We start from the raw sequence: 17170 nt of genomic DNA, 5'->3' as shown, positions 1-17170 counted from the left end.
AGAGCAATTAAACTGACCAAGATCGAATCGATGTTTTTACCCCGTTCATAACCTTCACCGCCTTTTAGACGAATTGTTTTCATTCCGATTTTCCATTACTGTAAGTGTTACTGGTTGCATGTGAGAAGTCATGACTGTTTGTGTCCCGGCCAGAGATACTCCGTCTAAATGCGTTGTCTATGGATGTATGTCTACGTTTGTTCCTGTGCATGGTAAAAATAATGATCCGTGTCCGCCCGGACGCATGGCATTTCGTTTACGCCTGCCTGTTATTGTCCCTTTCTGCCCGTGCGCAGTTCACCATCACGGAAAATTTTAAAGGCAGTTCGGCCGGCAACGTAACGCTCGGCGGCGCGGCCAAACTCACTTCCGGCGCAGATGACCCTGCGGGGCAGGGATGGCTGCGACTCACGGAAGACGTGGGCAACCAGGTGGGCTACGCCTTTGTGAACGCCGGTTTCCCGTCAACCCTCGGGGTACTGATGGACTTTGAATATGTAGCATGGAGGCGCACCAATCCCAGCCTGGGCGGCGGTGACGGTTTTTCCGTCTTCCTGTTTGATGACAACATCACGGCAGCCACTTTTAAGCTCGGCTCCAGGGGCGGCAGCCTGGGCTACGCCCAGTCCACCTCCACCGGCAATACTGGCCTGGCTGGCGGCTACGTAGGCGTGGGCATCGATGAATATGGCAACTATGCCAACTGTAGTGAAGGCAAATCCGGCGGCGTATCCGGCAGCTGCGGCACGCTTTACCGCGATTATATCTCTGCCCGCGGCCCGGCGCCGACCTACAGTTACCTCGGTGGCAGCTCCGTCGGCACTTCACTCGATTATGATGTAGTCACCAGCACCCGCCCTACAGCTGCACAGTTTTACCGCCGGGTACAGGTGACCATCCTGCCTACCGGTACCGGTCAATATACCCTTACTGTAAAGTCCACTAACGTACAAGGGGGCACGCTGCAGACACTGTTCGGCCCCATTACCCTGACGTCCCCGCCACCGGCACGTATGAAGCTGGGTTTCGCTGCCTCTACCGGCGGCGCCTACAACCGGCATGAAGTCAGAAACCTCATCATCACCACGCCGGGTAACATCCGCATACAGAAACTGGTAGATAAGCCGATCGCCAAAGTAGGAGACGCGCTTACCTACAAGGTGACAGTCTACAACGAAACTACTTCCGCGCTCACCGGCCTGCCGCTGCAGGATGTATTTTCACCGGCCAACGGATTCAATATTTCCAACGTCACCTTCTCCAACGACGGCTTTGCCGGTAATACCGCCAGCGGCTATACGAGCACCAGCTTCTCCAATGCCACGCTGAACATGCAGTCCAGCAGCACCAGTACCTTTACCGTCACGGGAACAGTGGCTTCGATGCCACCGGGAAAAGTGCTGACCAATAAGGTTTGGGTGACGCCGTCGGCTACAGGTATTACAGACCCCGATGCGTCGAACGATACCTCCGGTGTGTCTACCAATATTATTGCGCCTGACCTGGCGATCACCAAAACCCATAACGGCAACCTGCGGAAAGGACTAACGGGTAATTATGTGTTAAACGTTACCAACGGCGGCGTAGATGCCAAACCGGACATCAGCCAGGTAACGGTGACTGATGTGGTCCCCGCAGGACTTACGATCAATGGAACGCCAACCGGTACCGGCTGGAGCATTAGTGTGTCCGGTGCTACGGTGACGGCTACACGACAGGATGTACTCGCGGCCGGCGCCTCGTACCCGCCTATTACCATCCCTGTGAAAGTGTCAGTGGGCGCGCCTGACAGCATTACCAACACTGCCACGGTAGCCAATGCCTATGAAGTCAATACAGCTAACAATACGGCTACCGATAAAATTGATACCCGCCGCAATATGGACCTCCAGGTGGTATCTTCCGTATCACCACCCAACAAACAGGGATGTCTGAACACTCCTTACAACATCCAGATCAATATCCGCAATAACGGTCCCGACTCGGCTGTGAACGGGAAATTCAGCTTCAGCGTACCTACAGCCATCAACAATATTTCGCTGGTGAGCCGCACTATTACTGCAGGCAGTGGTTCTTTCGGCACGGGCAGCTCCGTCAGCAATATCGGTTATACGGATTCTGTGACCCTTACCAGCGGTGCGGCAGCAACCTATATTTTCTCCGTCACCGTTACTACCCAGGCGCCTGCTGACCTGGCCATCTTCGAAGCCAGCCTGCTACGCTCCGCCACTGACCTGGATATAGACGCTTCGGACCCTACCCTGGCAGTGCCTACCAACCCGAATCATGAATGCGATGCGGCGCCCTCCGGCGGCGGGTGTAACAACATCCTGCGCGACACCACTTTTGTGCGTAACAAACCGACGCCGTCCAGCGCGGGCATTGACCAGGCGGTATGTAACGTTACCTCCGCTACGCTGAACGGTAACAATCCCGTTACCGGCACAGGTACCTGGCGGCAGCTGACAGGCCCCAATACTGCTGCTATTGCAAACCCGGGCATGGCCGGCACAAATGTCAGCAATCTCATAACAGGCGCATATACTTTTGAATGGGCTATCAACAACGGCAGCTGCGCCACTTCCGCTGATACGATGCAGCTGACGGTGGATGCGCCGCCCAGCCTGGCTATCGCAGGGCCGGACCAAAACCTCTGCAGCGCAACTGCCACTACAATGGCTGCTACCGCGCCGGTAATCGGTGCCGGCGGCTGGCGCCAGTTGAGCGGCCCCAATACGGCTGTTTTGGCAGACTCCACTAAAAACAACACCGGTGTCAGCGGATTGGTGCCAGGCAGTTATGCATTCGTGTGGACCACCCGCAACGGTTCCTGTCCGTCGCAGGCAGACACCATGACGGTAACCATCAATACGCCGGGGCCCGCAGCCGATGCTGGTCCTGACCAACAGTTGTGTAACGTGACCGCTGCTACGATGGCGGGTAACGCCGCCGCACCAGGCACCGGTACCTGGACACAGATCGCCGGGCCTAACAATGCGACCATCGTCAGCCCCAATCAGAACAATACGGCCTTGCAAAACCTGACGCCGGGCGTTTACCAGCTGGTATGGACTGTCAACAACGGCGCCTGCGCTTCTACTGCTGATACGGTGCAGGTCACTGTATATGCACCGCCAACAACGGCCAATGCGGGTCCCGATCAAACCAGGTATAACAACGGCCTTTTCACTATGAGCGCCAATGCACCTGTCAACGGTGCTGGCAGCTGGGCGGTAGTAAGTGGCGCCGCTGCTGTGGCAGGCAGTAACGATCCTAACACGAACGTAACGCTGCAACCCAATACCAGCGCCACCCTTACATGGACGATCACTAACGGCAATTGTCCGCCTTCTGTGGATACCGTGGTACTGACCTTCAGACGACAGGCCGATCTGAAGATCACCAAGTCTGATGCAGGTAATACCTACCAAACCGGTAGCCCGCTCGTATATACGTTGACGGTAGAGAACCTTGGGCCTTCCGATGTCTCCGGCGCCAGCATACAGGACGTACTGCCGGCATTAATGAGCAACCCGGCGTGGACTGCTGTTACCAGCGGTGCGGGCGTAACGGTAAGCGCTACTTCCGGCAGCGGCTCTTTGCTCAAAATAAACGTAAACATACCCTTCGCCGCAGGTAACAAAATAGTAGTCACCGTCAGAGGTACGGTGGCCGCTACCGCCAAGGGCGGGGATGTGATCGAAAATATGGGCGTGCTGGCATTTCCTGCTGATACGCCGGACCCTGACCAAAGCAACAACACTTCCACCGTAACCGGTACGGTGCCCAATAACCCGCCTGTAGCGGTAAACGATCAATATACCACCCCACGCGATGTGGCGGTAAACGGTAATGTGCTGACCAACGACAGTGATCCTGAAAGCCAGCCGCTAACGGTAACGGCTACACCGGTTACACCGCCTGCACACGGGCAGATAGTACAGCGTGCTGATGGCACATTTACCTATACGCCCAATCCCGGGTTTACCGGTACGGATTCCTATGTGTACCAGGTGTGTGATAACCAGGGCGCCTGCGCTACGGCCACTGTGACCATACAGGTAACCGCAGCAGTGACTGATCTCGTGGTGACCAAAACAGCTACACCGGCCAGTGCGGTCGCCGGTCAGCCGCTGACCTACAGGATCACGATCACCAATAACGGTCCGTCTACCATTCAGCCTAATGAAATCATTACCGTAGCGGATTCCATCCCTGCGGGATTCCTCGCTGGTACTTTTACTCCTTCTGAAGGGACTTACGACCCGGGCAGCCAGCAATGGACCGGACTGACCATGCCTGCAGGAAAGTCAGTTATCCTGACTATTAATGGAAGTGTGGAATCACAATTCAGCGGCAGCAGTCTCCGTAACGTAGTATACCTGACACCGCCTGCCGGCGCCGTAGACCCGGGCGTTGACAGCGCCTCTGTGGTAACGCCGGTGAGCAGAAGCGTGGAAGTAACGGTAGACAAAACCGATAATACACCATTGTATGTACCGGGTACTACCACGCAGTATAAAATTACTATCGTAAATAAAGGGCCTTCCGATCTGACCGGGGCCACCTTCCGCGATCTGCTGCCGGCGGGCATCACCGTCGCTTCATGGACAGCTGTGTCTCCCGATGGCGCACAACCGGCTACGTCCGGCAACGGCGCTATTGATCAGCCGCTGAACATCCCGGCAGGGTCAAAAATCGTTTATACGTTAACGTTAAATATTCCGTCCGGCTTCACAGGCGCGCTGGTGAATACTGCCAACGTAACAGTTCCTGCCGGTTATACAAACATCAATCCTGCAGGCAACACTGCTACGGATACAGATGATCCGGACCTGCAATACAATATTAAGCTGTCTAAATCCGGTCCGGCGCAGGCCGTAGCCGGGGATAGCATCACCTATCAGCTGCAGATCACGAACAGCGGTCCGTCAGACCTTATCAATGCTACAATAGCAGATATTTTGCCGGCGGTCATCCGCAATGCAGCCTGGTCAGTGGCAGTACAGGGCAGCGCTACAGCCGCCCGTACTTCCGGAACCGGTAATGTGAGCTTCACCGGCAGCATCCCTGCGGGAAGCGGCAATAGTATCCTTGTTACTATCAAAGGACTGATCAATCCGGCCGCCACCGGCAATTTTAACAATACCGCCACCATTACACCGGCTGGAAAAACCCCGGTGTCTTCCAATACGGTAAATACCGTTATCAACAACAAAACAGGACTGACCCTTTCCAAAGCAGGACCGGCTTCCGGGACTGTGGTGGCGGGCAATAGTATCAGTTATCTCATCAGGCTGACGAATGCCGGTCCTTCTGATGCCAACGGCATCGTATTACAGGATGTGGTCCCTGCCAATATTCAGAATGTTACCTGGAATGTGACTACGCTGGGTACCGCTTCCATGGCCGCCGGCGCACCGGTGTCCGGTACAGGCAATAACGTGCGTACAACCGTCAACGTTCCAGCGGGTGCGGCTAATGTGGTGGAGGTGCAGGTTACCGGGGTAGTGGTCCCCGGGGCTACCGATACACTGACCAATACCGCCTCCGCAACATTGGCGGGCATTGATACCGCCACCGCCACCAGTAAAACAGTGGTGCTGACAGAACCGGGGCTGCAGGTACAGAAATCCGGGCCCGCTACCGTTAATGCAGGCACTGCTATCGTATATACGATCACGGTAGGCAATACCGGCCCGTCTGATGCGGTGAACGCTACCATTACGGATCTTGTGGGGGCCAATTCCATCCATAATGTCAGCTGGACAGCAACCGCTTCCGGCGCGGCGGTAGTGAACAGCGGCGCCACCGGTACCGGCAACAGTATAAGTGTAAATGCGAACATTCCGGCGGGCGCCAATAACGAGGTGACCATTACCATTACCGGTACTGTGATGAGCAGCGCCACCGGTAGTATAGTCAACACCGCCACGGTAGCCGTACCTGGCAAACAGCCGGTCAACTCCAACGAGGTGGTGACCACCATCGGCCAACAGCCGGGGCTGGTGATCACTAAACAGGGGCCTGCCAATACTACGGCAGGAGGTGTACTGTTATATGTATTAAGGCTCTCCAATACCGGCCCGTCCGACGCTTATAATGTAGCCTTTGCAGATACCGTCGCGGCAGCGGTACAAAACCCTTCTATCAGCGCCAGGGCTTATGGAAAAGCCAAAGTGGAATCACAGGATGTGACCGGCAACATAGCGCATATGGTAGCTGATCTGCCGGCAGGAGACAGCAACTATGTTTTGATATTAATAGGAGGTAAGGTAGATCCCGCCTTCAGCGGACAGTTCAGCAACCAGGCCGCTGTTGACGCCGGCGGCGGGCATACCGCCGTTTCACCGGTGGTGGTAACAACGGTCAGCAATGTGCCGGCGCTTGAGTTGAGCAAGAGTGCTCCTGATACAGTGGCTGCAGGACAGTCGCTGACCTATACCGTAACCGTAGGCAACCATGGTTTATCTGATGCCAAAGGCGCTGTGATCACTGATGCGGTGCCGGCAGGCCTTACCAATGTGAGCTGGACCGCCACCGCCGCCGGCCGTGCGGCTGTCACCGCCGGCGCCAACGGTACCGGTAATAACATCCGGGTGACCGGAGACATTCCTACCGGTAACGATCATACGATTTCAATTACGATCACAGGCACCGTTTCCCCGTCCTTTACCGGCATGCTTACCAACTATGCGACCGGTACGGCAGGCGGACAGCCACCGGTGATGTCTGATACCGTGAATACGGTGGTGCTCAATAAGCCACAATTGCAGATCAGCAAGTCTGCACCCGCCAGCATATCGGCCGGAGGCCAGATCACCTATGTGATTACGGTGACCAATGCCGGTCCTTCCGATGCACAGAACGTCAGCATCGCCGATATAGTGGATACAACGGTGCAGCATATTCAATGGCAGGCCACCGCCTCCGGCGGCGCAGTGATCAGCAGCGGTGCTGCCGGCAATGGCAACCAGATGCAGGTAACCGCTAACATTCCTGCCGGCGCCGGCAAAGTGATGGTGACCATACAAGGCACGGTGAACCCGGCAGCAGCAGGCACACTGAGCAATGTGGCCACTGCAGACGTTACCGGTCAACCTTCCGTAGCGACGGAAGTGTCGACGCAGGTACTCAACAATCCGCAGTTGTCTCTCAGCAAAACAGGCCCGGCGCAGATCAATGCAGGTGAGCGGATCAGCTACCGGCTGGTGGCCACCAACTATGGCCTCTCCGATGCCCGTAACCTGACGATCCGGGACGTGGTGCCACAGCAGCTTACCAACGTAAGCTGGACTGCCTCTGTGGCGGCTAGCGGCGCTATACTGAGCGGTAATACCGGTACTGGCAATAACATCCTGGTGACCGGCAACCTGCCGGCAGGTACCGGTAATCATATATTCGTTGACGTTAGCGGCACGGTAGCGCCGGATTATACAGGTGTGCTGCGCAACAGCGGATATGTGGCGATGCAGGCGAAAGACACCGTGCACAGTGATACGGTAGTGACGACGGTGCAGAATAAACCATCGCTGCAGATTGTAAAAACAGCGCCGGATACAGTGGCCGCTGGCAGCGCTATCACCTTTACGCTGACCGTCACCAACCCCGGTCCGTCAGACGCTGCCAGTGTAACCGTGACTGATGCCGTACCGGCGTTTGTGCAGAACGTAAGCTGGTCTGCCGAAGCCAAAGGGACCGCTACTTTACAAACTACCAGCGGCACAGGCAGCAATAACATACCCGTTACAGGTACATTGCCGGCGGGTGCAGGTAATGCCATTATCATCACTATTCGTGGAACTGTAGATCCGGCCTTCACCGGCGATATCCCCAACATGGCGCAGGCTACTGCCGCCGGTCAACCGCCGGTAAGTTCCAATACCACCACCACCCATGTAATGAAACAGGTGTCGCTGGCCGTTATAAAAGCCGGTCCGGACCGGATTGCAGCGGGTGCAAATATCGCCTACCTGATAGGATTCAGGAACTACGGGCCGTCCAACGCTACCGGTGTGCAGTTCCGCGATACCGTGCCTGCTGCTATCCATAATGTGACATGGGATGTCATTGGTTTGGGCAATACTGTGATCACCGCAGGCCAGAGCGGTACGGGCAACCAGATCGCAGTGACGGCCGATATGCCATCCGGCATACCTGTCAGCAGTGCGCTGGTAGTGGTGCAGGGCACTGTAGATGCCAGCTATACCGGCCCGGCGCTGGTAAACATAGCGCATGTATCATCCGCAGATCAACCAACACCTGCCCGTGATACGGTGATAACCAACATTTACAATGACGCTAAACTGGATATCGTGAAGAATGGTCCTGGTAAAGCATTTGCCGGCGATTCGATAAAATACACTATCCACCTTGCGAATAACGGGCCATCCGATGCGGTGAATATCGCTGTCAATGACGTGATAGATCCGGCCATCCTGCAACCGGCGTGGACCGCCGCGGCCACCGGTACTGCCAGCGTTGGCACTGCCGGCGGCACCGGTAATGTGACACTGACCGGTAATATTCCTGTGGGCGCAGGCAACGGCATAGATATAACGGTAACGGGCATACTGAATGCCGACTTTACAGGTACCAGCCTGTCCAATACAGCTACTGCCGCTATCACTGGTCAAACGCCGGTATCGTCTACCGTTAACACCACCGTAGGCCGCAGTGGTAATCTCCGCGTGGTGAAGAGCGCGCCGGGCAGCGCCGCCGCAGGCTCCGATATCACCTATGTACTGACGGTGCATAACGCCGGGCCGTCCAACCTGAAAGGAGTGGCTATCCGCGATGTGATCCCGTCCGGTATATTGCAGGCCACATGGACAGCTGTTTCTACCGGTCCTAATACCGTAGTGTCTGCCGGCAGTGGTAACGGTAATGTGGACCTGACAGCAGACATGGCCGCTGATACCAGCAGCATTGTCATTACGGTGAAAGGAAGAATAGATCCGTCTACCGCCAACGGTACCAATATCAGCAATACTGTGACAGCAACGCCTCCGGCAGGAGTAGATAATCCGCAGCCGGTAAGCGCTACGGCCATCACCGCGGTAAGCCGTCAGGCAGACCTGGTGATCGTGAAATCCGGTCCGGCTAATATCAACGCGGGCCAGGACATCACCTATCAGCTGCAGATCACCAACCGCGGCGAGTCTGACGTAGACGATGCCGTGATTACAGATGTCATCCCATCCGGCATTATTATCAGTGGCGCTACCGCCACCGCTACCGGTAATGCTGCCGCTGCTGTGCCGGTGATTACCGGCAACACCCTCACCCTCACCGGTGATATCGCTGCGGGCAACGGCAACAGCATCCTGGTGACCATCACCGGAACCGTAGATCCTTCCGCTACCGGCACTATCAGCAATACTGCTACTGTAACGCCGCCGGCAGATGTGACAGAAACTATCCCGGCCAATAACAGCAGCAGTATCTCTACCGTCATCACCACAGATGTAGGCGTACAGGTATCCAAGTCGGGCCCCGCGTCCGTGAATGTAAAAGACCCGATCGCCTACAGCATCGTACTCACCAACAATGGTCTTTCTGACGCTACCGGCATCACCATCACAGATGCTGTGCCGGCAGATATTACGGTCAACAGCTGGACCGCCACCGCTACCGGCAACGCCGGCGTAACGCCGGCCAGCGGCACCGGCAATAACATCAGCCTCTCCGGTATGCTGGGTGGCAGCAGCTCCGGTACCATCACCATCACCGTGAACGGTACCGTGAAATCCACTGCTGCGGCTACCATCACCAATACCGTTGTGGTAGAAGCAGGAGGGACCAAAACCAGTTCCGTGGTGACCTCTGTGAATAAGTCCGTAGACCTGCGCATCAGCAAGTCCGGTCCGACAGCTATGCTGGCCGGAGAAGCGATCGACTACCTGCTTACCGTTACCAATAACGGTCCGGCTGATGCCATGGGCGCTGCCATCCAGGATGTGGTGCCTGCCGGTGTGATGAACGTAACCTGGACGGCGACGGCTGTAAACGGCGCCACCGTTACCAGCAGCAGTGGCAGCGGTAATAACATTTCCCTGAATGCAGACATACCGGCTAACAGCGGAGAAGTGACCATTCATGTAAAAGGTATTGTAGATCCTGCCTTCACCGGAACGCTGGTGAACACCGCGAGCGCTAAGCCTCCGGCAGGTGTGACCGACCCGCTGCCGGCCACCGCCACCGTAAACACTGTGGTGACCGCCGCTACTGGTATTACTATCGTGAAATCCGGCCCCGCCAGCATAGTGGCAGGTAACGGTATCGCATATACGCTGTTGGTCCGTAACAACGGCCCGTCCAATGCTACCGGCGTGGTTATCCGCGATACGATACCGGCCGGCATTGCCAACGTGAACTGGCAGGGTGTGGCAACGAATGCCACGATCAGCGGCGCCGCTTCCGGTACCGGTAATGTAAACCTGACCGCAGATATCCCTGCCGGCGGCACGGTAACGGTGACCATCAACGGCATCACCGATCCGGCCTTCAACGGTACCCTCAGCAACAGGGCCGTCGCCGGAACAACCCTGAGCAATACCATAGATACCCGTATCAACAATACGCCGGGACTGGTGATCACTAAATCCGGTCCGGCTACAATCGCGGCAGGCAGCAATATTTCCTACAGTATTTCAGTGGCCAATAACGGCCCGTCTACCGCCGTAGGCGCTACCATCAGCGACGTGCTGCCGCAGCAGGTGCAGAACGCCACCTGGTCAGCTACCGCCGGCAACGGCGCAACGATCGGCGGCGGCAACATCACCAATGGCAGTGGCAATGTCAGCTTCAAAGCAGATATCCCTGCCGGCGGTACCATCATGGTGATGGTCAACGGGCAGGTAAATGCCGCAGTGACAAGCGGTACCATCACGAACGTGGCCGCCATAACGCCTGCCAATGGCGCACCGGTAACTGACACGGCACAAACACTTATCACACAGCTCAGCAAACTGAGGGTGGTGAAAGCCGGTCCTGATTCCGCTGCTGCAGGCTCCAGGATCGCGTACACCATCGACGTGTACAATGACGGTCCGTCCAACGCCGCCAATATGCAGATCGCTGACGTACTGCCGCCGCAGCTGCAGCAGGTTACCTGGTCGGCCACTGCCACCGGCGCAGCTGCCATCAATGGCGGCAACCTGCAGGACCAGGCCGGTAATGTAGCATTGACTGCCAATGTTCCCCCGGGAAGCAGCCACTCCATACATATCGTCGTGAGCGGTGTATTACAGCCTTCCTTTACTGTTACTGACACCATCGGCAATACGGCCACGGCTACACTGAATAACATCACGACGTCTTCTGAGAGGGTGATTACGATCGTATACAACAAGGCGTCTGTACAGCTCAGCAAGTCAGGCCCGGCTACTGTAGCTGCCGGCGGGCATATCAGTTACAACCTGGTATTGCAGAACGGTGGTCCGGGCGACGCCGCCAATATCCAGGTGAGTGATGTTCTGCCACCGCAGCTGCTGAACCCTGTATGGTCTGCTACGGCCTTTGGTACAGCGGTGATACAGGGCGGTAACATCGTCAATCAAACCGGCAACGTGGCCCTGACAGCGAATGTGCCGGCAGGCGCCGATAACCGCGTCGTTATCACGATAGAAGGAGACACCGACCCGGCGCTGACAGGCACTGTTACCAATACCGCCAGCTATACTTTCGGCGGTACTACCGTGCCTACGCCACCAGTGGTGACAACAGTTACTTCGCAGACAGCGCTGCAGCTCAGCAAATCCGGTCCGGATACGCTGGCCGCCGGCAGCAGCATTACCTATACGCTGCAGGTCACCAATAACGGGCCATCCAACGCTGCGAACGTGACGATTGCAGACGTAGTGCCGGCGGCAGTAACGAACGTAACATGGACCGCCGCCGCCACCGGCGCCATAGTACATGGCAGCGGCAGCGGTACCGGCAATAACATCAGTATCAACGCAGACATACCGGCAGGCAGTGGACATAGTGTATTGGTGACCGTTACCGGTACCATCGCTTCCAATGCCAGCGGCATCGTGAAGAATACGGCGACGGTATCCAACAGCACCGGCGTAATGGCGCAAGACAGCGTACAAACGCAGCTGGAACAGCAGCCGGGCGTGGTGTTCACCAAGTCCGGTCCGGAAGAAGCCGCCGCCGGTAATGATATCGTATACACGCTGGACCTCAGCAATACCGGTCCTTCCGACCTGCGGAATGCAACCGTTACAGACATCATCCCGTCGCAGATAGGAGCCGTGTCCTGGAAGATCATCACCCAGGGAGCCGCCTCTCTGGCTGCAGGTACGCCGGTGTCCGGAACTACGCAACAGCTCTCCTTTAAAGCCGATGTACCTGCCGGAGCGGGCAACAGCATACAGGTGATCATCAACGGGGTGATTGCGCCTGACTTTACCGGTACGATAGAAAATACCGCCCGGGCGACAGATAATTCCGGCCGCGTATATCCGTCATCCGTTGCAACAACCGTCAGCAACGAGTCGCAGCTGGCCATTGCTAAAACAGGTCCGCCAAATGCCACTGCAGGCAGTACCATCACCTATGTGGTGACGGCCACCAACCTGGGCCCGTCCAACGCGAAAGGCATCCGTATTACGGATATGGTCCCTGCCGGTGTCACCAACGTCACCTGGCAGGCAGCAGGTACCGGTGCAGCGACGGTTACCGCCAATGCCACCGGCAGCGGTAATAATGTGGACGTGACTGGCAACATTAACGCCGGAGCAGGCAACAGCATCCGGATCATTATCAACGGACGGGTGGCCAGCAATGCGGCTTCAAGAGGCATCTTCAACAGCGCGCTGCTGACCAGCGCCGACGGCCGCCAGGTGCCCAGTGATACTGTTTTTACCAGCATTATCAGGACCCATACCGTAGGGCTGGTGAAAATAGCGCCGGCCACGGCCGCCGCGGGCGACAGTATCCAGTATGACATCATCGTGTCCGACCCGGGCGTGAGCGATCTCAGTAAGGTAACCGTACAGGATATTATACCTGCCGCCATTACAGGCGTACGCTGGACCGCTTCCGTGAGCGGCGCCGCACAGGTGCTTAGCGGGGGCAGTGGCACCGGTAATATGGTCAACCTCACCGCCATAATCCCCGCCGGCAGCGATAATATGGTGCATATCCTGGTAAAAGGACAGATAAGCCCGGCCTTCGCCGGTGTGCTCACCAATAAGGTCACTGCCACCGCGGAAGGCGATACCTTCAACGCTACCGCCACTACTACGGTACAACGGAACCTGGACCTGGCCATTACCAAGTCCGGCCCGCCAACCGCCAGTACCGGCGATACCATCCACTATGTGCTCACCGCCAGAAATAACGGTCTGGCGGCCGGAGATGGAGCAGTGGTGACAGATGTGCTGCCGGCAGGCATTAACGACATCGAAGGCGTAGTGCTCACCGTCAGCGGTGGCGCAGGCAATGTCCGGGTAAATGTGAGCAATCGCACGGTGACGGCCACTATCGGCACGTTCCCGGCGGGCAGCGAAGCAAGGCTGGGTATCAGTGGCGTAGCGCCGGTACCAGGCTTCCTGAGCAATACTGCCACTATTACCGCCCCCAATGGCGCAATTGATACCAATCCAGCCAACAATACGAGCGGAACAATTGTTACAAAAGTGGAACAACGGCTGATCCTGAAACTGGCTGACCTCCAGCTGAAAAAAGTGCTGATGAACAACGAGCCGTTGCAAACAGGCGGTAAGGCCGTATTCCGGATAACACTGACCAATGCAGGACCGGATTCAGCACATACTATCGTGGTGAGGGATACGCTTACCGGTAACCTCGATCTTTTAGGCGGTATCAATGTGAGCGCGGGCATCACCCGTTATGACGCGGTGTCCAGGATCGTGGTATGGGAAGTGCCTGTACTGGCATCCGGACAAACGGCCACCATGGAGCTGACCGCCCGCATCAACAGTAACGGTATAGTGGTGAATGCAGCGACCGTTACCAGCGCCGTTAAAGATCCGGACCTGTCTAACAACACCGCTGTGACGTCACCCGTAACAGTATCCGGCGATGATATTTTCATCCCGAACGTGATTACGCCGAACGGCGACGGCAGGAACGATCGCTTTATGATCATCGGTATCTCCCGTTATCCCAACTCATCGCTCTTTATCTATAACCGCTGGGGTAACCAGGTATATCAATCCAAAAACTATCAAAACGAATGGGATGGCCACGGATTAAGCGAAGGCACTTACTACTACGTACTGAAGCTGAGAACGGCAGAGGGCGGAGAAAGGTCCTACAAAGGATGGATAGAATTGATGCGGTAATCAACCTAAAAAACCGGTCCACACATATGACAAAGCGATTTTTATTACTTGTATGCGGCTGCATCGGGCTACTGACAGCCACTGCCCAGCAAAATGTGCAGTTCAGCCAGTATGTGTTCAATGGCCTGAGCGTAAACCCTGCCTATGCAGGATACAAACAGGATTGGTATCTGAATGCGATATACCGCCATCAGTGGGTGGACTTCCCCGGGGCGCCCACCACGGCAGGCATCTCTATAGATGGTCTTACCAATGCCAGGGATGAAAGGGTAGGGGTAGGCGCGCAGGTGATGCTGGACAAACTGGGGCCGCAGGAAAACCTTTCGGCCTACGGGTTTTACTCCTACCGTATTCCGCTGGACCCGGAAGACACCCGGCGCCTGTGTATCGGCATCGGCGGTGGTATCACCCAGTACAGCATAGATGGCACCGCCTTAAAATATGTGGACGACCTGGACCAGGCCATTCCGCTGGGGAAAACTTCCAAAATAGTGCCGGATGCGCGTTTCGGCGTATATTACTACACGCCTAAGTTTTACGCCGGCGTATCTGTAATGGACCTGTTCTCGCTCTATTCCGCAAACATCAACTACTACTGGGGCGGATACAATTACAATACGCTGAAAAAAACACAGCACCTTTACCTGACTGCCGGTTATATGCTCAACCTGTCCGAAAATCTCAAGCTGAAACCCTCCCTGATGGTGAAAGAGGATTTTAAAGGACCGACCAATGTAGACCTGAATGCGTTCCTGTTGATCGCCGACCGGTTATGGGTAGGCGGATCTTATCGTACAGGCGTGAAACTGTGGAACAAACCGGCGTTATCCAAAGACCTGGAGCAGCTGGACGCTGCCAGCGTACTGGTAGAGTTTTATGCCACGCCGCAATTACGCATTGGTTATGCCTACGATATTACGGTCAGCAAAATGGCCAGCTATCAGCAGGGATCACATGAAATCTCTGTAGGCTTCCTGTTTAACAGTAAAAAATATGAATCCCGCACCCGTAGCCCAAGGTACTTTTAAAATATTGCAGGCATGAGAAAAACAATGATCCATTATTTTACCACCGGCATACTGTTTTGCTCCACCCTGGCGGCCGTTGCCCAGGAACAGCCATCTATCAGCAAAACAGCGGATATCCGTTTCCGCAGGGAGGAGTATGCACAGGCGGCAGGACTATACGAGAGGTTGTTACGTACCCGGGAAGGCCGCAAACATGCAGCTGAAATAAAGGAGCGGCTGGCCACTTCCTACCGGTTGTATAACCAGTATGAGAAAGCCGCCTACTGGTACGCCCAGCTGTTGCAGGACAATACCGCTACGCCGGAAGACCGCCTGCATTACGGCGATATGCTGAAGAGCCTTGGCCGCTACGATGAAGCCAGACAACAATACAGTCAGTACCCGGACCAGCAGCGGGTTGCCTCCCGCATCGCCGGTTGTGATTCTGCGGCGAGGTGGCAAGGGCTTCCGGGGGCGGTGAACCTGAAAAACGAAACCGGCGTCAACACCGGTAAAAATGACTGGGGTGCCACCTGGCACGGCAATCATGTCGTTTTGGTGTCTGACAGCGTGCGCAGAAATGTATGGTACATCAAAGGGACCCGCCGCCGCTATGGCCGCAATAATGCGGGGTACGGCAAGTTGTATGAAGCGGAAGCCGGGCAGTCGGGCATCGGTTATGTGAAAGATTTTTCATCGGTGATCAATAACTATCCTTACCACGTAGGGCCGGTTTGTTTTACCCCCGGCGGCGATACCGCTTATGTAACCGTTACTGATCCTGCGCGCCGCATACCTTACGATAAAAAGGAAAGACCGGTGTATGGCACGCGGCATCTGAAGCTGCTGGTGTTTGTAAGGCAGAACGATCAGTGGCAGGCGCCGGTGCCATTTCCCTATAACAGCAACGACTACTCGATAGGACATGCCGCCCTGAATGAAGGGGGCAATATCCTGTATGTCGCTTCGGATATGCCCGGCGGCAGCGGAGGGACCGACATCTGGTATTGTGAAAAACAAGCAGACAACAGCTGGGGAAAACCACAGAACGGCGGCCCGGAACTGAATACTGCCGACGATGAGGCGTTTCCCGTAACAGGGGCCGGCGATAGGTTGTATTATGCCAGCAAAGGCAAAGCCGGTTTGGGCGGGTACGACGTATTTGCCGCCAGCGGCAACAGGGCGGCGTGGACCACGCCGGTAAACCTGCTGCCTCCCTTTAATTCCAGCACAGATGACTTCTGTTATGTGCCGCAAACCAGCCGGGAAGGGTTTATCTCTTCCAACAGGCCCGGCGGCCGCGGCGGCGATGATATTTACAGCTTTAACCTGCCGCCTGCGCTGCCGGAACTGCAGCCGTTGCCGGTGCCGTTGTTGCGTATACCCTTCACCGTTGATATCTGCGCGCGTACCGCTACCTGCGTTTATCTGTACAACAAAACCAGGGGATGGGATGGTGTTACATGATTATGCCGCCTTCGGAGAAAATAGAAGCGAAACTGGAACCGGATGCAGCATATGTTATCCGCGTATATTACCCCGATCATGTAGAAAGTGTGGAGTTTGATACTAAAAATATGAATGAGAATACGCCGGTCAGTAAGTCCATTTGTCCTGCGCCGCCGGCTGTGAAAGAAACGCCGCCGTATCCTTCCAAAGGACACGGGCATCCACCTAAAAAGAAACGGAAGAAGTAAGGGTGCCGCCATAGGTGCATTATGTATAATGCCCCCAACTATATATCGTCTGCATTGCCTGCATAAAATATCCGGAAGGACTTTGTGCAGGCTTTTATTTTAGTTTTAATTGATAATCAAATAATTACAAAATTATTTTGAGATAATT

Annotated in this window: 4 protein-coding genes; all 4 read left to right on the top strand. The window is 55.7% G+C overall.

The features are described 5' to 3' along the window. Positions 1-179: 179 nt before the first annotated feature. Genes HF324_RS31475 through HF324_RS31460 form a run of 4 tightly spaced genes read left to right on the top strand, consistent with a single transcriptional unit; the run spans position 180 to position 17022 of the window. On the top strand, positions 180-14318 hold the full coding sequence (locus HF324_RS31475) for a DUF7927 domain-containing protein (RefSeq protein WP_168861607.1): 14139 nt from the start codon (positions 180-182) through the stop codon (positions 14316-14318). A gap of 26 nt (positions 14319-14344) precedes the next feature. Beyond that, complete coding sequence (locus tag HF324_RS31470; protein ID WP_220100649.1) at positions 14345-15346, top strand: PorP/SprF family type IX secretion system membrane protein; 1002 nt, start codon at positions 14345-14347, stop codon at positions 15344-15346. Positions 15347-15358: 12 nt separating this feature from the next. Beyond that, entirely contained in the window at positions 15359-16792 is a 1434-nt protein-coding gene (locus tag HF324_RS31465) for a tetratricopeptide repeat protein (RefSeq protein ID WP_168861606.1), read from the top strand. After that, positions 16774-17022, top strand: coding sequence for a hypothetical protein (locus tag HF324_RS31460; RefSeq protein ID WP_168861605.1), 249 nt, complete (start codon positions 16774-16776; stop codon positions 17020-17022). Before HF324_RS31465 ends, HF324_RS31460 begins: the two co-directional genes overlap by 19 nt. Positions 17023-17170: the final 148 nt, after the last annotated feature.

This window comes from Chitinophaga oryzae, from assembly GCF_012516375.2.
Classification (GTDB): domain Bacteria; phylum Bacteroidota; class Bacteroidia; order Chitinophagales; family Chitinophagaceae; genus Chitinophaga; species Chitinophaga oryzae.
Note: the sequence above shows the minus strand (reverse complement) of the source record. Positions and strands in the feature narration are given on the sequence as shown.

Excerpts from the sequence above, each read along its gene's own strand:
- HF324_RS31475 (WP_168861607.1), top strand. The coding sequence starts at position 180 with ATGGATGTATGTCTACGTTTGTTCCTGTGCATGGTAAAAATAATGATC.
- HF324_RS31470 (WP_220100649.1), top strand. The coding sequence starts at position 14,345 with ATGACAAAGCGATTTTTATTACTTGTATGCGGCTGCATCGGGCTACTG.
- HF324_RS31465 (WP_168861606.1), top strand. The coding sequence starts at position 15,359 with ATGAGAAAAACAATGATCCATTATTTTACCACCGGCATACTGTTTTGC.
- HF324_RS31460 (WP_168861605.1), top strand. The coding sequence starts at position 16,774 with ATGGGATGGTGTTACATGATTATGCCGCCTTCGGAGAAAATAGAAGCG.